Source organism: Oscillospiraceae bacterium NTUH-002-81 (assembly GCA_032620915.1).
In the GTDB taxonomy this organism is placed as follows: Bacteria; Bacillota; Clostridia; order Lachnospirales; family Lachnospiraceae; genus JAGTTR01.
Map to the genome: position 1 here is coordinate 3387616 of CP136052.1, position 18208 is coordinate 3405823.

An 18208-nucleotide genomic window follows, 5' to 3' on the forward strand; every position below is an offset into this window, starting at 1 on the left:
GAAAATGACAGAAATTACAGTTGGTGTAGAAGGTATGATGTGTGGACATTGCGAGGCGCACGTAAACGATACGGTGAGAGCCGCATTCCCGTCCGTGAAGAAGGTAACCTCTTCCCACAGCAAGGGACAGACCGTGATCCTCACCGAGGAGGATATCCCGGAGGACAAGCTGCGCGAAACCATTGACAAGACCGGGTACACCGTAACCTCTGTTTCCGCCAAGCCCTATGAGAAAAAAGGGCTGTTCGGATTCCGCAAGTAATCGCAGCCACTCTGGTAAAATCATCTGCCGCGCGCACATGGAGCATCCCGACAGATGATTTCCCACAGAATGCAGCACAGTCCAAAAAGGCAGCCCCTCACACCTTTCAAAGTGATCACGGGACTGCCTTTCTTGTTTTTATTTCATTTCTATTTCCCAGAGTCCTCTCCTGCTTTCAGCTATCCCTATATACGCTCCGCATAACCGAATACTTTCCTGAACAAAACTCTGTGAATTAAACCATTTTTCTGCACACTCGCGCCGTTATCTTTCCTCGCGGAAGTACGCCAGACCGAGACTTGCCGGAGGCTGATTTTCCCGCTTGCTGCGCATGCTGGTCACCACCAGAACGACCAGAGTTACCACGTAGGGGATCATTTTATACAGCTCCTGGTATTCCATATGATCCATGCCGGTGGGCAGATACAGGTACAGGATGTACAGGCCGCCGAACAGGAAGGATGCCAGAACGCTCAAGTTCGGACGCCAGATGGTGAAGATCACAAGGGCAATGGCAAGCCAGCCTCTGTCACCAAAAGCATCGTTGGACCAAACGCCGCAGGCGTAGTCCATCACATAGTACAGGCCACCAAGACCTGCGATCATGCAGCCGATACAGGTGGCAAAGTATTTGTACTTCGTTACATTGATACCCGCCGCATCCGCAGTGTTGGGATTCTCTCCCACAGCCCGCAGGTGAAGCCCCGTCCGGGTATGATTGAGAATATAAGATGCCGCCAGGGCAATGATGACTGCCAGATATGCCAGAAAACCGTAGGACAGGAACAGCTTGCCGAATCCACCCAGTTTTCCTGCAAAGGGCAGGGATTTACTGAAAAAATTACTCGTTGCGGTCAGGGCGATAGACGGCACATCACTGTCCACCAGCTTGATCAGGGAACCGCCGAAGAAGTTACCGAAGCCAACACCAAAGGTAGTCATGGCCAGACCGGTTACGTTCTGGTTCGCCCGCAGAGTAACAGTGAGAAAGCAGTACAAAAGCCCCATGAGCAGTGCCCCCAAAAGGCAGCACAGCACCGGAATGAGCACGGCCAGCACCGGATTCATGGCTGACGCATCACCCACGGAATGCTCATAGAAAAAGGAACCGATGACACCGCTGATGGCCCCCACATACATGACACCCGGGATCCCCAGGTTCAGGTTGCCGGATTTTTCGGTGATGATTTCCCCGGTACTACCGTACAGCAGCGGGATACCCTGCACGATCGCTCTCGGAATAAATGCAAGCAAAAAACTCAACATGATTACTGTTCCTCCTTTTCTGCTTTTTTACGGAACTGCAGCCGGTAAGTGATGAAAAACTCACAGCCGATGATGAAAAACAGGATGATACCTGTCAGGATATCGGAATACGCATGGTTCAGGCCAAACGCTGTGGAAATCTCGCTGGCGCCCCGATCCATGAAAATAATAAGGAAGGTGGCAAATACCATGGTCAGCGGATTGAATTTGGACATCCAGGAAACAAGCACGGCGGTGAAGCCCTGGCCTCCCGCGATGGTCGTCGTGATGGTGTGGTTGATGCTTCCCACAAGAAGCAGACCCACCAGGCCGCACAGTGCGCCGGACAGCACCACCGTACGGATGATGACCTTTTCTACTTTGATGCCCACGTATTTCGCGGTATTTTCACTCTCGCCCACAACAGAAATGGCATAGCCCTGTTTGCTGTAATTCAGGTAAATATACATAAATACGGTGACGATGACAGCCACAAAAATGCTCAGCAGATATTTGGAACCGAACAGCTGGGGCAGCCAGCCCGCGTTGGAATTCTGGTTGATGATGCCGATCTTACCGGAGCCCTTGGGCACCTCCCACAGGATGGTGAAAAAAGCCACCAGCTGGGTTGCAATGTAGTTCATCATCAGGGTAGACAGCGTCTCGTTGGTGTTCCATTTTGCCTTGAAAAATGCCGGGATAAAGCCCCAGATGGCGCCGGCAGCCACACTGGAAATCACCATACAGATGATCACAACCACGTTAGGAACTTTTTCTCCCAGACAGATCATGCAGGCTGCAGCCGCCAGTCCGCCGATGAGTACCTGTCCCTCGCCGCCGATGTTCCAGAACTTCATCTTGAACGCCGGTGTCAGCGCCAGCGCGATCAACAGCAGCACGGACATATTTTGCAGAGTGATCCATGTTTTTCTCGCAGTACCGAATGCACCGGCAAAAACAGACTGATACACCTCTACCGGGTTAATGCCGGTGGTCAGTGTCGTGACGATGCCGCACACGATCAGTGCCAGAATGATGGCCACTGCCCGGATGCCCACCGACTGATACCAGGGAAGCACATCCCGCTTCACCACATGAAAAAACGGTTCTTTCTTTTTCTCATTCATCGCTTTCTCTTCCTCCTACCGAAGTCATCATCATTCCCACCTGATTTTTGTCGGTTGTCCGCGCATCCACGATGCCGCTGACCTGGCCGCCGCACAGCACCAGGATCCGGTCAGACAGCTCCATGAGCACGTCCAGATCCTCTCCGACGAAAATCACGGCCACACCGTTTTTCTTCTGCTCATTGATGAGCTTGTAAATCGTATAGGAAGAATTGATATCCAGGCCGCGCACGGCGTAAGCCGTCAGAAGCACGGTCGGCGCAGAGGCGATCTCACGGCCTACCAGCACCTTCTGTACATTACCGCCGGACAGTCTGCGCACCGGTGTGGTAATGCCCGGGGTCACCACCTCCAGGTTCTCCACCACGTTCTCCGCCAGCTCCTTGGACGGCTTGCGGTTGGTGAAAGGCGTATGTCCTCTGCGGAAGGAACGCAGCATCATGTTGTCGGTCAGATCCATGTTGCCCACCAGACCCATGCCCAGCCGATCCTCCGGCACGAAGGAAAGGGACACGCCCATCTGGGCGATCTTCAGCGGATCCTTTCCGATGAGCTCTTCCTTGCTGCCATCATCCTCCACGTAACGGATCGTGCCCGCTTCCGTGGGCTGCAGACCGGCAATGGCCTCCAGCAGTTCCTTCTGGCCGCAGCCGGAAATGCCTGCGATACCGAGGATCTCTCCGCTGTTGGCGGTGAAGGATACATCCTGTAATTTCAAAATGCCGTCCTCGCTTCGCACGGTCAGCCCCTGCACCTCGATCCGGGGCTTGGGATCCACCGGATCGGGCCGCTCAATGTTCAGTGTCACCGCGTGGCCCACCATCATGTTGGTCATCTCGGTTACGTTGGTATCCTTTGTCATCATGCTGCCGATATACTTTCCGGCCCGCAGCACAGCCACCCGGTCAGACAGGGATTCTACCTCATGCATCTTGTGAGTGATGATGATAATGGCTTTGCCGTCGTCCCGCATTTTCCGCAGCACCCGGAACAGCTTCTCTGTCTCCTGGGGCGTCAGCACAGCCGTGGGCTCATCCAGGATCAGAATATCCGCTCCGCGGTACAGCACTTTTACGATCTCTACCGTCTGTTTCTGGGACACGGACATATCGTATATCTTCTGCTTCGGATCCACCTCGAAGCCGTATTTTTCACAGATCTCCTCGATTTTCCGGGAAGCCTCTTTGATGTTCAGCTTCCCCTCCAGGCCGAGGATGATGTTTTCCGCAGCGGAAAGCACATCGATCAGCTTGAAATGCTGGTGCACCATGCCTATCCCTAAATCAAAGGCTGCCCTGGGGGAGCGGATGACCTCCTCCTTGCCATTGATAAAAATCTGTCCCTCATCCGGGAAATAAATGCCCGAAAGCATGTTCATCAGCGTCGTTTTTCCGCTTCCGTTCTCGCCCAGCAGTGCCAGAATCTCTCCCTTATAGATGTCCAGACTAACTTTATCATTGGCGATTACGGAGCCGAAGGTTTTTGTAACATTTTTCATTGAAACTGCGGCTATCTTGGTTTCCATCATTTGTCCCCTTTCGAGTTAGTGGCTGATCCGCCCCTTTTTCTGCCGGTCCGGGAAAGCCTTTTCCTGTCGGAATCGGTTGCCCCGGGCTGATAGAAAAAGGGCGGCGCGGCGATATACGCTGTGCCGCCCTGTGCAATCTTTTATACGGTCAGATATTGCACGGTTCGCTATTAAAATGCGGTATCCAAAAGGTTGATGTCATCAATCTTCACATCGAAGTACGGAGCAGAACGGTACTCGGACTCATGGAAGTAACCATCGCTTACTACCTCGTGATCCGGTGTGTAATCAGCATCGGTATCGATATCTGCCTCGTAGCTGTCCAGAGTCTTGCCCTCTACAGTAAATTTGGAAGTATCGAATACATGCACATTGCCAGCCTCGATGTCAGCCTTTGCTGCATCTACAGCTTCCTGTGTGCCCTCTGCTACAGCTGTGCCAAGCTCGCTGAGTTCAACAGAGCCGGTTGCCAGAGTTCCTGTCCAGTCGGTGTCGATGGCCTTGCCCTCTTCTACACACTGGATGGCATACTCAAAGTAAGGCTCCCAGTTGATTCTGGAAGATACCAGGAAGGTGTTCGGGCAAGCACTTGCTGTGCTTCCATTGTAGGAAACGTTCGGCACGCCTGCGGTCTCACATGCGGTCGGTGCACCCATGGAGTCAGCATGCTGGCTGATCAGTACGCATCCGTTCTCGATCAGTTTATTTGCGCCCTCTTTTTCTGCGGTCTCATCATACCAGGATCCTGTGAAGGTTACGTCCATGGTAACAGTCGGGCAAACAGAGCGTGCGCCAAGGAAGAAAGAGGTGTAACCGGAGATAACCTCAGCATAAGTATAAGCGCCGACATAACCCATCTTTGCCTGATCCTCTGTGATCTCGCCATTTGCGATCATCTCATTTAACTTGGTTCCTGCAACAACGCCTGCCAGGTAACGGCCGTCATAGATGGATGCAAATGCATTGTGGTAGTTGTCCAGATTCTCTGTGTGTGCTTTTGTTCCGGTAGCGTGGCTGAACTGTACTTCCGGGAACTCCTTTGCAGCTTCGATGATGTAATCCTCATGTCCGAAGCTATCTGCGAAGATGTAGTTACATCCTGCATCAGCAAGCTCGCAGGCTGCCTCATAGCACTCCTGTCCCTCAGGGATGTTTGTCTTGGTCATGTACTCAATGCCGAGTTTCTCACATGCTTCCTTCGCTGCGTTTAAGAAGTTCAGGTCGTAGGTAGAATTCTCGTCATGCAGGAAAATAAAACCTGCCTTTACGGTGGTTGCAGATGTGGTTCCCTCTGCGGAATCTGCAGTGTCCTCTGCACTCTCATCTGCTGCGGCATCCTTCGTATCAGCGCTGCTGTCGGAAGAAGATCCGCATCCTGCCAGCATTCCCACGGTCAGTGCCATGACTGCAAGTAAGCTTACAACTCTCTTTTTCATCACTTTTCCTCCTGTTTAGATCTATTATCAGTTCTCAACACTTGTCAGTATAGGCATTTTCAGACAATATTGTCAAGAGGACGTGAAAAAATTATTAATTTTCCATAAAAACGACGGCATTCTTCTTCCTTCTATTTTATATTTTATGGTAAAGTAGGGATATATTTCTTGTTTTTCACTTTTTATTTTAGGAAATGAGGGAAACTGACTTTGAATATGTATGACCTGACACAGACCAATCTGCACCTGCCGGACAGCTACGGCGGCAATCTGGGAAAACAGCGGCTTCTGCGGCTGCGGATTTTCCGCATACTCACCGGCCTGCTGGCGCTGTTTGTCCTAGCACTGATCTTTACCACCGCCGGATGGGACGACGATCCCGGCCCCCGCATACGAAGCTGTGTCCTTCTCTATCTCTGCGTCCTGGCTTCCATGGGGCTGCTCCTTTTTGCCAAGACACGTACCGAGATCCGCCGCCTTCACCGGGAAAGCTTTCAGGACTGCCACGACTACAACTATGTGCTTTACCGCACTACTTATAAAAATAACCGGGCAATGCAGATGACCCTGCTCCTGTCCATGGCAAAATATCAGCTGCTCATGCACTGCCCCGACCAAGCCAGTCAGGCTCTGCGGCAGCTCTCTCCCGAGAAACTGAACAAATCGCAGCTGAAAAGCTACTATCTTTACCGAGCAGCGGCAGAATTTCTTCTTCAGGACAGCATCTGGCGGGATGATCTGGATGCCTGTCATCTGGTACCGGTGGAAAAGGCGGCCATGAATGCGCAGGAGCTGGAGGAAGCCTTCGTGGAAGAAAATTCCGACGTCTGGGAAGGTTCGCCACTGTGGAATGTTCTGCGAAACTGGGATCAAGCGCCGCAGCCCAAGGCACCTGTGCTGATCATTTTTACCGGTATTTTGCTGCTGTACACCGGCGTCTTCGGTACTGTACCGAATCTGCTGCCTGACGGCGTGACTTATCGCCCTCTTTTTGAAACGGCATCGGTATCTCTGCTGTTCCTGCTCTGGTGTGCCCTGTCTATCTACTGGGTATACCGGCTGTTTGGGGCCATGCGCCACAAAACTGGCCTGCCCGCCATCAGTAAAGTGCTTCTTGGCATCGTACTCATCTGTCTGGAGGGTATGTTCCTGCTCTATGGCACCGGGTGTATGCTGCTGGTCTTTCTCCATGCGCCTACAGAGGAAAGTGTCACCGCAGACGGACTGATCTATATGCGGGAAGACACCTTCATGGACGGGTCCATTTATTACTATCAGCAGGCCATGGGGCCGCTGCTCTGCCGACGGCTGACTGAGGAAGAGCGGGAAAAATACCATATTGATACGTATGAGAACAAAATTACGGATGACCGCTCATTCGACGCTGATGGCAATGGTTCACCCAATGCGTCCGAAACCGGCATCCATGCTCCTGACAATGATGGAACATCAGAGTTTGGCACTAACAGTTCCAGCTCTTCTGCGTCTGCTGACTCTGAATCCGACACGGCTCTCCTCTCGGAATTCCAGGCGGTGTACCAGCTGCTGGCCGATGAGGGGCAGCTTCCCGCCAACGACATTGACACTTTAACGGTATCTTACACTGCCAAGGGTACCCCTTATGTCGTTTTCCAGGAAACGCAGTCCGGCACAGACACGATCCAGAACCGGCTCGTCTACGACCGGGTATCAAAAAACGGCGCCTGTGACCTGTTCGTATATTATCAGGACACAACGCCGTCTGATGGAGAAACCCAAACTTCGATTATGGAATTTTATGCGGTAAATCCCCGGACACTGGCCGTCACGCCGGGGGAAAAACACGCCTGGGCAGAGGTACCGTCTGAAGCGTACCGGGAAGCCACCGGAGAATAAAAAGCTAAAGAAGTTTGTCCTCCCAATCAGCTTCCTTGAAGCCCACCAGTATCTGATCTCCATTCACCACCAATGGCCGCTTCACCAGCATGCCATTGGTGGACAGAAGCTGCAGCTGCTCCTCCTCTGACATGTCTGCCAGCTTTTCTTTCAGATGCATTTCCTTGTAAAGCATCCCGCTGGTATTGAAAAATTTCCGCACCGGCAGTCCGCTGGCCGCCTGCCATGCTTTCAGCTCTTCCACCGTGGGATTTTCCTCCACAATATGGCGGTCGGTGTAAGCGATCTGGTGCTCATCCAGCCACTTCTTTGCCTTGCGGCAGGTGGAACATTTCGGATATTCGATCAATAACATTGCGCATCTCTCCTTTCACAACATTTCTCCATCATTTCTTTGATTGCAAATATTTCTGCAATACAGGGATCAGCGTATTCATATCAATGGGCTTTGCCACATAGTCGTTCATGCCCACGGACAGTGCCTTCTGCCTGTCTTCCGCAAACGCATTGGCCGTCATGGCAATGATGGGGATCTGCGCTTTGGACTTGTCCTGCAGCTTTCGGATTTTACCTGTCGCCTCGTATCCGTTCATCACCGGCATCTGCACGTCCATCAGGATCAGGTCGTAGTATCCGGCCGGTGCTTTTTCCAGCAGCTCTACACAGGCCACACCGTTGTCCGCCCGTTCCACAACCAGTCCTTCTTCTCCCAGCACACTGTGAATCTCGATCGTTCCGCCCATGAGATCCACCAGCTTTTTCACAATGCCCATTCCCAGTCCGGTGCCGTCCACGCCGCTGATGGTGGAAGAACGCTCCCGGGTAAAGGATTCAAAAATATGCTGCTGGAACTCCTCTGACATCCCGATGCCACTGTCCGCAATGGCAATGGTCATCATGCACCAGCCGTCCTTTTCCATGGGCTTCTGGCTGAGGGCACAGCGGATAGAACCGCCCTCTCCGGTATATTTATTGGCATTGCTGATGATATTGAGAATGATCTCTGACACATGGGAACTGTCCATATACACATACGGGTAACGGATATCCTTCACCATAGATAGCACCTGATGCCGTGCTTCCAGCGATACATGGAACATGAGCAGGCAGGAATCCAGCATATCCTCCACATTTGTCGCGCTTTCCTCCAGCATTGTCTCGTTGTTCTCGATCCGCGCCAGCTCCAGCACATTGTCAATGATGGACAGCAGCTTTTTGCCGCAGATGCGGATATTTTCCATGTATCCATGCAAGACCTCCGGTTCCTCCAGATGATTGCCTGCCAGCTCGGCGTATCCGATGATGGCATTCATGGGCGTCCGGATGTCATGGGACATGTTGAAAAGGAAGGTGGATTTTGCCTGATTGGCAGCCTCCGCCGCAGCCGCACTCTCCTCCAGCAGCCGCTGTTGCTCCCGCTCCTTTTTCTTCTGGGCCCGGGTATACCTGGATATCCAGGCAATGAGCAACACTGCCACCAGAACGGCCATCACTGCAAACCCCAGCGCCCGGCGGTTGCTGGTCTCGATCCATGCATAGGAAGATTCCATGTCCATCTCCACGCAGAGCGCGCCGATGATCTCATGGGAACCGTCGGTGGCACGCACCGGATAACAGGCCGTGAAAATATGTCCCCAGGTCGTATCCATGATCTCCTGGGAATAGATTGTCTCCCCGTCCAGCGCCGCGCTGATATACAGGATCATCTCCTCCTCAATGTAGGTTCCCGGATAGGCAAAATCCTCCGCCAGCAGATCCAGACCATCCACCAGATAGATGAGCCTGCCGTCCGCATCCCGTTTGGCAGTATACAGGTAGCGGGTAGAATTGAGGCTGCGCAGCTCGTTCAGGCTCTTCTGCAGCTCCTGGTACCGTTCCAGCTTCATATCCGCCCTGTCGTTGATCTCCGCATAATCTTCCCGTGTAAACTTGTTGGAGATCACCTGATGCATACCGTCGGAGCAGGAAATATTTCGTTCTACAGCCGCCTCCAGTGTGTTGTGTGCATAGCTTTTCTGCAAAATAAACGTATAAACAGCGATAGCATCACCACAACCAAAAACAAAAACACGAAATTGCCTGCGTGGCTGTATCTTTTCTTCCTTTTCCCCTGCTCCATAAATTACCCCCCACCGGATACCCGCTCGTCACAGTTCACACGCGCCATTCGCAAAATCGCATCTGCGATGCTCTCCGCTGCGTCGCAACTCCTTTTTGCTCATATGCTGGCGCTCCCTTCGAATATTCCTGCAGGCAGGCTCTCATGCAAGCATGCCGCCTGCCCACAAAAATATTCGAGTGAACTGTTATGTATATTATACAAAATATCCGAAGAAATGCATAGACATTATTTTCAGGGAGTGTATAATGGAGGTGCAGAACTATTTCTATCAAAGGGGAGTTTAAAGTATGGAAGAGGAGATTCTCAAGATATACGACAACTTATATAATGTCATTGGCGTTGCACCCCGTTCTGAGGTACACAAGAAAGGCCTGCTGCATCAGGTCGTCCATCTGTGGATGATGGAAGTAAAAAACGGCGAGAAATGGCTGTATTTCCGGCAGCGTTCCATGCACCGGAAGGATTTTCCCGGTCTGTATGACCTGATTTCCAGCGGTCACATCGATCCGGAGGAGACGTTTGAGGACGCCATCATTGAAAACACGGCAAACAAACTGGGCGTTGTACTGACCCGCGACGACATCCGCCACATCGGCAACATCCGTCAGGTGGTGGACAAGGGCGATTACCACGACAATGCTTTCTGCCAGATTTATTTCTGCCAGGTTTCCAACCCGGAATTCCATCTGCATTACGTGGAAAATGTGGTAAAAATGCGCTACGAGGACTTCCGCTCCTGGCTGCTGGGCCTGACCGACCGGGCGCCGCTGTACAGGGTAGACGGCACGCTGCTGTGCAACACCTCCAAGAAAGACTGGTGGCTCCGGGAGAAAGAATTCCTGGGCGTAGTCAGCCCCTATATTGAAACTTTATAAAAAACTTTATAAACAGCGTACATTTTCAGCGCTTCGAGGCTTTGGTTTCGGAGCGCTTTTTCAAAAGGAGAGAGACTTCTGGATACCCTGCACCGCTACGATACATCGATTTTAAAAACAGATACGGAAATAGAAACCATGGACCGAGAGGCGCTGCTTCTGGAACTGCAGAAAACGCGGCGGCTCTGCCACTGTTTTGAGGATATCATTGAAAACCTTCCCGATACCATCTATGTCACCGACGCCCAGGCCCGCACCATGCGGGTGAACAAGGCCTACGAGGAGCTGTCGGGGCTGAAACGGGAGGAGATCCTGGGCCTGCACATGGGTGATATGGAAAAACAGTACATTTCCCAGTCCGGTTCCCTCCAGGTGCTGAAAACCGGCCAGGAGGCTAATATCGAGCTGGTTTTCCAGCGCACCAACCGGCACGCCTTCATCTGCAGCAAACCCATTTATGATGAAAACGGCAACCTGGAAATGATCATCAGCAACAGCCGGAATTTTGAAGAGATCCAGCGGCTGGAAGAACGGCTGGCCGCTGCCGAACAGCTGGCAGACAAATACCAGGCGGAGATCCGTGCCCTGAAGGAACAGTTCCTGCCCCCTGCCATAGACATGGTGGCCGAGGACAAGAAAATGCTGGATGTACTCACCCGGGCTTACAAGGTGGCAAAAGTGGATTCCACCACGCTGATCCTGGGCGAGACCGGCGTCGGCAAGGAAGAGGTGGCCAAATATATCCACGAAAACAGCCCCCGGGCCAAACAGCGCTTCGTCAAGGTCAACTGCGGCGCCCTGTCGGAAAATCTCATCGAAAGTGAACTGTTCGGCTACGAAAAGGGCGCCTTCACCGGTGCCAGTAAGACGGGCAAGATGGGCCTGTTTGAGGTTGCCAATCACGGCACGATCTTTCTGGATGAGATCGGCGAACTGCCGCTGGACATGCAGGTGAAGCTGCTGCGGGTGCTGCAGGATCAGCAGGTAACACGCATCGGCGGCACCGAGCCCGTGAAGATCGACGTCCGCATCCTTGCCGCCACCAACCGGGATCTGCTGGATATGGTGGAGCACAAGCAGTTCCGGCAGGATCTCTATTACCGGCTGAACATCGTTCCCATCCACATTCCGCCGCTGCGGGAGCGGCGGAACGATATTATCCCGCTGGCGAAACGGTTCCTGGATGGTCTGAACCAGAAATATCATTTTGAGAAAAAGCTGTCCAATCTGGCCTACCAGTTTCTGACCGAATACAGCTGGCCCGGCAACGTCCGGGAGCTGAAAAATGTTATTGAACAGGCCGTCATCATGAGCGAGGACAACCTCATCTCCCTGGATGACCTGCCCCTCATCGGCTATGGCAAGACTCGCACGTTCCAGCCCGATGAAAATGTGAACTTAAAAGAGGTACTGGAGCAGATCGAATACGAATATATCAGCCGGGCCTATAACCACCACAACAGTGTACGGCAGGCCGCCCGCTCCCTGCATATGAATTACTCCACATTTGAACGAAAACGCATGTATTACGCAGAAAAATATCCCGGGGCAGCTTCACGCTAAAAAGGAACCTCGTAATACAGGGTTCCTCAGACTGCAGGTGCCTGCGGCGGGTCGCTTTTGCGATACCTTTCTATCCCGCCGCAGTGCATCTACGTTCCATTTCCATTTACTGACACTTATCTTTTAATTTTTCCCATTCCTGATCCACGTGCTCCTGGGCAGCTTCCAGCATCCATTCATTGCCGGGCTTGAAGCAGTGACGGAATCGTCCCTGTAATTTCATAAACTCTGTCACAGGGAGCTTTTTCTTCGGCTCATAATTCAGATACCATTTTCCCTCAATATATTCGTAAAGCGGCCATACACACGTCTCCACCGCCATCTTGCAGACCAGTGCCAGATCCTCCGCCGGATACTGCCAGCCTCTGGGGCAGGGGGACATGACATTGACGAAGGCCGGGCCGGGGGTGTAGATGGCCCGGTGGGCTTTTTCATGCAGATCTTTCATGTTACCAATGAACGTTGTCTGGGCCGCATAAGGGATCTCATGGGCTGCCAGGATCTCCGTCAGATTTTTCTTGTTCTGCTTTTTACCAAAGGATTCCGTGCCGATGGGCGTCGTTGTGGCATTGGCAAACCGGGGCGTAGAGGAAGAACGCTGGATGCCGGTGTTCATGTACGCTTCATTGTCGTAACAGAAGTACACCATGTCGTGACCACGCTCCATGGCACCGGACAGGGACTGGAAACCGATGTCATAGGTACCGCCGTCACCGCCCAGCACGAGGAACTTGTACGTGTCGTCAATTTTTCCTCTGCGTTTCAGCGCCAGATAAGCAGCTTCCACGCCGCTGCACGTTGCTGCCGCATTTTCAAAGGCAGAATGGATATAGGAATCCTCCCAGGCGGTAAACGGATACAAGAAGGAAGAAACCTCCAGACATCCGGTGGCGTTGCAGATGACTGCCTTGTCCTTCTCATCCAGGGCACGGGTCACCGCACGGGAAAGAATGCCCGCGCCGCAGCCGGAACACAGACGGTGCCCGCCCACAAACCGCTCGGGCTTGCTCAGCTCTACTTTATGATTATATGCCATATCAGAGCACCTCCTTTTCTGTGCTTCGCTGTCCCATGTGCAGATACCGTTCGCCGACCTGCCCGGTCTCGATGATACGGAACAGATGGTTGAATACGTTTTCCACATGGCTCACGGTGCAGTCTCTGCCGCCCAGACCATATACCACATTGATGAGCTTCGGCCGGTTTTCCAGATCATAGCAGGCCGCTGCCGTCTCCGCGTAAACCGGGCCGCCGGTGCCGGAAAAGCCTTCGCTCTTGTCCATCACTGCCACAGCTTTGACATGGGCCAGCGCTGCTGCCAGCTCCTCCGCCGGGAAGGGACGGAACACCCGCAGCTTGATCATGCCCACCTTTTTCCCGGCGGCACGCATCTGATCCACGCACGCTCTGGCCGTTCCTGCCGTACTGCCGATGAGTACGATGGCTGCCTCCGCATCCTCCATCCGGTACTCTTCGAAGAAACCGTAATGGCGTCCGAAGGTTTTTTCAAAATCCGCAGCCACGGCAAGCACTGCTTTTTTCGCATTTTTCATGGCCACTGCCTGCTGCATTTTGTGCTCCATATAATACGGGCACGTATCATATGGGCCCACCGCCAGCGGATTGTCATGCTTTAACAGATAATTTTCCGGCTGGTACTCTCCTACGAAAGCCTTTACCTTCTCATCCTCTTCCAGCAGAATATTCTCCACTGCGTGGGAGGTGATGAAACCATCCTGACAGATCATAATAGGCAGACGCACGTCCGGCGTCTCCGCGATCCGCATGGCCTGGAGATAATTGTCATAGGCCTCCTGGTTATTTTCCGCATAAATCTGGATCCATCCCGCATCCCGGGCTCCCATGGAATCGGAATGGTCGTTGTTGATGTTGATGGGGCCGGTGAGCGCACGGTTCACACAGGCCAGGGTGATGGGCAGGCGGGAGGAAGCCGCCACATACAAAAGCTCATACATAAATGCCAGACCGCAGGAAGAAGTGGCCGTCACCGCCCGGGCACCTGCCGCCTCCGCGCCGATGCAGGCAGACATGGAAGAATGCTCCGATTCCACCGTTACGAACTCGGTGTTCACTTTGCCATCCGCTACATACTGGGCAAAATACTGGGGGATCTCCGTGGAAGGAGTGATGGGAAATGCTGCAAACACATCCGGATCAATCTGGCGCATGGCATAGGCAACCGCCTCATTGCCGGACATTCTCTCTCGAATACTCATTTTTCTTCCTCCTTCACAAAATCAATGGCTTCAAAGGGACATACCTTCCAGCAGATGCCGCAGCCCTTACAATGGTCGTAGTCAAATTCACACCGTTTTCCGGCGGTTACCGGAATGGAAGAGTCCGGGCAGAAGGGGGCACACAGCAGACACTGCTTGCATTTCTCCTCGATCCATACCGGCCGGTTGGAACGCCACTCTCCCGTGATGGTCGCGCGGGCGGTTCCGCCCTCATATACCTCGCCGCCCACGGTCATCTCCTGCCAGGGTGACTGCTCATTAATGTCAGATGCTTTGATTCCCATTACGCCCGTACCTCCTTCATTGCCCGCTTCAGGCACTGCATATTTCCTTCCACCACCTGTGGTTTCGTCGCAAATTTGTGCCGGAAAGATGCTTCCATATCAGCGATAAACTGCTCCGGCTCCAGCACCCGGCTCACTTCCACGATAGCCGCCAGCATAGGCGTGTTGGGGAAATATTTTCCAAGACATTCCTCAGAAACCTTTCTCGCATCAATGGTATAGACCCTTCCCTCATAGCCTCGCAGCATGGGCCGCAGTTCCGCCGCGCTGCGCTCGGAATTGATGACGATGGCCCCCTCCGGGTTCAGTCCCTTCGTCACGTCCACCGATTCCAGCAGCGTCTCGTCCACGACCACCACGTAATCCGGCTCATAAATGTTGGAATGGATGGAACAGCGCTCCTCACTGATCCGATTGTAAGCCGTGATCGGCGCACCCATACGCTCCGGGCCGTATTCGGGAAAGCCCTGTACATATTTTCCGGCAGTAAATGCCGCATCTGCCAGCAGCAGACATGCCGTCTTGGCACCCTGTCCGCCCCGGCCATGCCAGCGGATCTCTGTCATATCTTTCATCATCTGTGCGTTCCTCCTCAACTAAAATAGAATATGGGATTCTGTAATACAGGATTAAAAAAGGCTCCCGTCCCGTAAAAGGACGAAAACCTGTGCAATCGTTATACCACCTGTTACCTGCATACCATCATATGCGCTTCTGATAACGGGGAATACCGTCAGAACCTACTGTACCGCGGCATCCGCGCTCCCGGGCACCTGCAATCTGGCAGTGCCGCATGGATCCTTTCGGACACCATTCCTGTATTTCGGCCTGAAACTCCGGAGTGATTTTCAAAAAAGACTTACTGGTACCGACTTCCACCGTGCGTCGGCTCTCTGAAACGTTCAGTCAGCTTCTACTCTCTCCATCTTCATTGTTCTCATCTGAAATTAAAACCTATGATAATCAAAAAAGCAGTATCTGTCAAGAAAAATTTCAGGCATGCCCGGACACGATCCACGGTGCCGGTTCTGTCTGGAACGTATTTCTGGACGTCAGCTTGGACACCGATACCTGAATCACCTCGGTCTCTCCGATGCCGTACTGTTCAAACAGTGCCGGAAGAGAGGCGGCACACCGGAAATCCAGCGTGTATACCACAAACTCCATATGCGGGTTCAGCCGAAGCATGCACTGGATCTCCTGCTCCATGCTGGCAGACGCCACCAAGAAGGTCAGCGTCGGCACCGGCAGATCCTTCACTGTCTCATCGGTCACATGATCAATGATCGTAATGTTGTTCAAGCCAAACTGATGGATATTCTCCTCCATCGTCCTGCGGTCATTCTGGTTGTACTCCACCGCAATGATATTTCCCTCGCTGGCCAGAATCGCAGCCTCCACCGCGATACTCTCCCCGCTGATGATACAGACATTATCCCCGTAAGAAACGTGCATCTTATTCAGGATCACAGAACGGATCTCGCTGCCCACATAATGAATCGAGCCCTTGGAAAAGCTGCTGTTGCGCATGCCGATCTTGTATGTGCTGCGCGCATTGGGATTCAGGATCAGCATTGCCGCTGACGCGTTGATGCCCCGGTCGATCATCTCTTTTACTTTGTTGTGACAGATCGGGCCCTCCGGCTCAGATCCCACATTGTACCACACGTCACACTCACCGAGGCCCACATCCCACATCCGGTAAAAAATATCCGGGTGGCCTGCCTCCGTGAACACAAGCACTGCGTCATTGGATTCCACCGTCGGAATCAGATTCTTATTCCTGCGGGTGATATCCAGGATCTTCACCTTCTCCAGATCCACCTGCGTATTATCCGCGTAATATTGAAGCCATGTTAAAATATGTGTATTGCCAAACAAACGGTTATCCATATGGCCGCCCCTTTCCACAAAGCGTAATCTTATGGTTATTATAATCTATTTTGGATGGGGCTGCAAGACATCAGTTACAGCGGGGATTTGTCCTTCTGAATCGAATCCGCAATTTCCTGTATCTTCTCCTCGCTTTCTTCCAGTGCATCCGCGATCTGCGAGATCGTCTGTCCTTTTTTCAGCTTTTTCTCCACCAGTTCAAGCATCTTTTTCTCGGCGCCCTGCTGCATTCCTTTTTCAATGCCAATTTCCAGAATGTTCATCTTCACAGCCTCCCATTCTTCTGAATCCTTTACTTCTTCCACAATATCATTCAGTTCCACGATCCGTTTATCTTTTACCAAAATATCCGGATTATTCAGCCTTGTATCTTTCATATATGATAACATACTTATCAGCTCCGGTGCGCCATTTTTGCTCTCCATATTAAAAAATATTTTCTTTGTCCCGTCATCCAGTTTTAAATCCGGTACCTCTTCACACTGCTCTGTAAACGTATATTTCGCCCGATCTCTTCCAAAAATATCTTCCTGCGTGATAAAGATGATCACGGTGGATGGCAGCATCCGATAACGAGTCTCTTTTCCGGATTTCAGGATCGGCGTGTCCAGCATTCCCTGGTAAAAACGCGAACGCTTCCGCAGATCATCCTGTCTGACATCGTTTTGCATTTCCATGTTGAACTGACGATTATCCACGGACTTCGCCCAGGCATCCAGCCGAATGGCACGCTTTCCGCTTTTATTCAACACCACCTGCTCCACCTTCACATCCTGCAGCTCAATGTCCGGCTCGTCCATAAACACACTTAACACGCAGCGATATGCCCGCGGATCTTTCATCACCGACAAAAACAAGGCGAAATCGCTTAGGTTAAACTGATAGCCCTCTAATAATTCGAAATTTTCTTCCATTCCATATCCTCCCATGATGTTTGATCTTTTTCTTTCTTCATGAAATCTCGCGGCAGAACTGCCAGATGACTTGCAGAATTTGATTTTAATATAGAAATTAAATGTTTTTCAGATAGGATAATTTTACAATAACAGGAAGCAATCGTACAAGGAATTCTTTTCGACAAAAAACGACGGCAACAGCCGCCCGCAGGAGAGAACTCCCACAGGCGGCTGTCTTGCAGCGTTTCTATGTTATTTTGCAAATGCGGCGTATTTGCTGCACACATCTGCAGCGTCCTTCACGCCGTAAAATACCAGTCCGGTTATTTTGCTCGGATCTTCCTTGTCCTTGCGCACGCCCAGCACGGTATTAGCTCTGCTGGCAGAAGCCTTGGTCTTGCAGGCATCGCCGATGTAGATGATCTCCGTTCCATCCTCCTGGATCTCGGTTCGGTAATCGGTGTTTTTGTCAATGCGCATCATATTGGCCCGCTCGTCTCCGATGACAAATGCCCGGTAATTGGTCAGCACGTAAGTGAGATCGTTCTTGATCATCTTCGGATCAGAAAAAGAATGGGCACAGAGGCTCACCGGAACGATGCATGCCAGTACACAGGCAAAGATGAGCTGGATCGGGTCTGTCTGGGTGCGGAATGCAAAAGGCAGATAAGCCACTGCAAATACCACGATATAAATGGCGCACACGATCCACAGCACCGGCAGCTTCTGTTTATACGCACCGGACAAAACAGCAAACGGTTCACTTTTGCCTTCCCATAATACGGTTTCTCCGTCTAAAAGCTCTTCTCTAAACTTGTTTCCCATAAAAAGCACTCCTTTAAAT

The 18208-nt window shown here is 52.1% G+C and carries 18 protein-coding genes; 4 read left to right on the top strand and 14 right to left on the bottom strand.

Features of this window, described 5'->3' with window-relative positions:
- The first annotated feature begins 4 nt into the window (after positions 1–4).
- A complete protein-coding gene (locus RJD28_16770) occupies positions 5–262 on the top strand; it encodes a cation transporter (protein WNV57816.1) in 258 nt (85 codons plus the stop codon).
- A 264-nt stretch (positions 263–526) separates the two neighbouring features.
- On the opposite strand, the gene RJD28_16775 is transcribed toward RJD28_16770, so the two are convergent.
- The 4 genes from RJD28_16775 to RJD28_16790 all read right to left on the bottom strand — a co-directional run bounded on the left by RJD28_16775 (position 527) and on the right by RJD28_16790 (position 5598).
- On the bottom strand, positions 527–1525 hold the full coding sequence (locus RJD28_16775; protein WNV59663.1) for an ABC transporter permease: 999 nt from the start codon (positions 1523–1525) through the stop codon (positions 527–529).
- A gap of 5 nt (positions 1526–1530) precedes the next feature.
- Entirely contained in the window at positions 1531–2634 is a 1104-nt protein-coding gene (locus tag RJD28_16780; protein ID WNV57817.1) for an ABC transporter permease, read from the bottom strand.
- Positions 2627–4159 (bottom strand): ABC transporter ATP-binding protein, encoded by a 1533-nt coding sequence (locus RJD28_16785; GenBank protein ID WNV59664.1) that lies wholly within the window; start codon positions 4157–4159, stop codon positions 2627–2629. The genes RJD28_16780 and RJD28_16785 overlap by 8 nt, the downstream gene beginning before the upstream one ends.
- Positions 4160–4332: 173 nt before the next feature.
- Positions 4333–5598 (bottom strand): BMP family ABC transporter substrate-binding protein, encoded by a 1266-nt coding sequence (locus tag RJD28_16790; protein WNV57818.1) that lies wholly within the window; start codon positions 5596–5598, stop codon positions 4333–4335.
- Positions 5599–5808: 210 nt separating this feature from the next.
- On the opposite strand from RJD28_16790, the gene RJD28_16795 reads away from it, so the two are divergent.
- Positions 5809–7473 (top strand): hypothetical protein, encoded by a 1665-nt coding sequence (locus RJD28_16795; protein WNV57819.1) that lies wholly within the window; start codon positions 5809–5811, stop codon positions 7471–7473.
- Between the two features lie 4 nt (positions 7474–7477).
- Here RJD28_16795 and RJD28_16800 read toward each other — a convergent pair whose 3' ends face one another.
- Positions 7478–7828, bottom strand: a complete 351-nt coding sequence (locus tag RJD28_16800) for an arsenate reductase family protein (GenBank protein ID WNV57820.1) — start codon at positions 7826–7828, stop codon at positions 7478–7480.
- Positions 7829–7859: 31 nt separating this feature from the next.
- Entirely contained in the window at positions 7860–9494 is a 1635-nt protein-coding gene (locus RJD28_16805) for a response regulator (protein WNV57821.1), read from the bottom strand.
- Positions 9495–9882: 388 nt separating this feature from the next.
- On the opposite strand from RJD28_16805, the gene RJD28_16810 reads away from it, so the two are divergent.
- Both RJD28_16810 and RJD28_16815 read left to right on the top strand, forming a co-directional pair.
- Entirely contained in the window at positions 9883–10470 is a 588-nt protein-coding gene (locus RJD28_16810) for a hypothetical protein (protein WNV57822.1), read from the top strand.
- A gap of 138 nt (positions 10471–10608) precedes the next feature.
- On the top strand, positions 10609–12033 hold the full coding sequence (locus tag RJD28_16815; GenBank protein WNV57823.1) for a sigma 54-interacting transcriptional regulator: 1425 nt from the start codon (positions 10609–10611) through the stop codon (positions 12031–12033).
- Positions 12034–12139: 106 nt separating this feature from the next.
- Here the strand turns inward: RJD28_16815 and RJD28_16820 are convergent, their stop codons facing one another.
- The 8 genes from RJD28_16820 to RJD28_16855 all read right to left on the bottom strand — a co-directional run bounded on the left by RJD28_16820 (position 12140) and on the right by RJD28_16855 (position 18189).
- Entirely contained in the window at positions 12140–13069 is a 930-nt protein-coding gene (locus RJD28_16820; protein ID WNV57824.1) for a thiamine pyrophosphate-dependent enzyme, read from the bottom strand.
- A gap of 1 nt (position 13070) precedes the next feature.
- A complete protein-coding gene (gene porA, locus RJD28_16825; protein WNV57825.1) occupies positions 13071–14270 on the bottom strand; it encodes a pyruvate ferredoxin oxidoreductase in 1200 nt (399 codons plus the stop codon).
- The gene (locus RJD28_16830) at positions 14267–14575 is read right to left on the bottom strand and encodes a 4Fe-4S binding protein (protein ID WNV57826.1); all 309 of its coding nucleotides are present in this window, start codon (positions 14573–14575) and stop codon (positions 14267–14269) included. The genes porA and RJD28_16830 overlap by 4 nt, the downstream gene beginning before the upstream one ends.
- Positions 14575–15150, bottom strand: a complete 576-nt coding sequence (locus RJD28_16835) for a 2-oxoacid:acceptor oxidoreductase family protein (GenBank protein WNV59665.1) — start codon at positions 15148–15150, stop codon at positions 14575–14577. The genes RJD28_16830 and RJD28_16835 overlap by 1 nt, the downstream gene beginning before the upstream one ends.
- 418 nt (positions 15151–15568) lie before the next feature.
- Positions 15569–16468: a precorrin-6B methylase gene (locus RJD28_16840; protein ID WNV57827.1), complete on the bottom strand. Its 900-nt coding sequence runs from the start codon at positions 16466–16468 to the stop codon at positions 15569–15571.
- Positions 16469–16542: 74 nt separating this feature from the next.
- Positions 16543–17382 carry an Rpn family recombination-promoting nuclease/putative transposase gene (locus tag RJD28_16845; GenBank protein ID WNV57828.1) on the bottom strand — a complete coding sequence of 280 codons (840 nt, stop codon included), beginning with the start codon at positions 17380–17382 and terminating at the stop codon, positions 16543–16545.
- Complete coding sequence (locus RJD28_16850; protein WNV57829.1) at positions 17358–17651, bottom strand: hypothetical protein; 294 nt, start codon at positions 17649–17651, stop codon at positions 17358–17360. Before RJD28_16850 ends, RJD28_16845 begins: the two co-directional genes overlap by 25 nt.
- The gene (locus RJD28_16855) at positions 17617–18189 is read right to left on the bottom strand and encodes a hypothetical protein (protein ID WNV57830.1); all 573 of its coding nucleotides are present in this window, start codon (positions 18187–18189) and stop codon (positions 17617–17619) included. Before RJD28_16855 ends, RJD28_16850 begins: the two co-directional genes overlap by 35 nt.
- Positions 18190–18208: the final 19 nt, after the last annotated feature.

Coding starts and splice junctions, on each gene's coding strand:
- RJD28_16770 (WNV57816.1), top strand. CDS start 5: ATGACAGAAATTACAGTTGGTGTAGAAGGTATGATGTGTGGACATTGC.
- RJD28_16780 (WNV57817.1), bottom strand. CDS start 2,634: ATGAATGAGAAAAAGAAAGAACCGTTTTTTCATGTGGTGAAGCGGGAT.
- RJD28_16785 (WNV59664.1), bottom strand. CDS start 4,159: ATGGAAACCAAGATAGCCGCAGTTTCAATGAAAAATGTTACAAAAACC.
- RJD28_16790 (WNV57818.1), bottom strand. CDS start 5,598: ATGAAAAAGAGAGTTGTAAGCTTACTTGCAGTCATGGCACTGACCGTG.
- RJD28_16800 (WNV57820.1), bottom strand. CDS start 7,828: ATGTTATTGATCGAATATCCGAAATGTTCCACCTGCCGCAAGGCAAAG.
- RJD28_16810 (WNV57822.1), top strand. CDS start 9,883: ATGGAAGAGGAGATTCTCAAGATATACGACAACTTATATAATGTCATT.
- RJD28_16815 (WNV57823.1), top strand. CDS start 10,609: ATGGACCGAGAGGCGCTGCTTCTGGAACTGCAGAAAACGCGGCGGCTC.
- RJD28_16820 (WNV57824.1), bottom strand. CDS start 13,069: ATGGCATATAATCATAAAGTAGAGCTGAGCAAGCCCGAGCGGTTTGTG.
- porA (WNV57825.1), bottom strand. CDS start 14,270: ATGAGTATTCGAGAGAGAATGTCCGGCAATGAGGCGGTTGCCTATGCC.
- RJD28_16830 (WNV57826.1), bottom strand. CDS start 14,575: ATGGGAATCAAAGCATCTGACATTAATGAGCAGTCACCCTGGCAGGAG.
- RJD28_16835 (WNV59665.1), bottom strand. CDS start 15,150: ATGAAAGATATGACAGAGATCCGCTGGCATGGCCGGGGCGGACAGGGT.
- RJD28_16840 (WNV57827.1), bottom strand. CDS start 16,468: ATGGATAACCGTTTGTTTGGCAATACACATATTTTAACATGGCTTCAA.
- RJD28_16845 (WNV57828.1), bottom strand. CDS start 17,382: ATGGAAGAAAATTTCGAATTATTAGAGGGCTATCAGTTTAACCTAAGC.
- RJD28_16850 (WNV57829.1), bottom strand. CDS start 17,651: ATGTGTGCAGCAAATACGCCGCATTTGCAAAATAACATAGAAACGCTG.
- RJD28_16855 (WNV57830.1), bottom strand. CDS start 18,189: ATGGGAAACAAGTTTAGAGAAGAGCTTTTAGACGGAGAAACCGTATTA.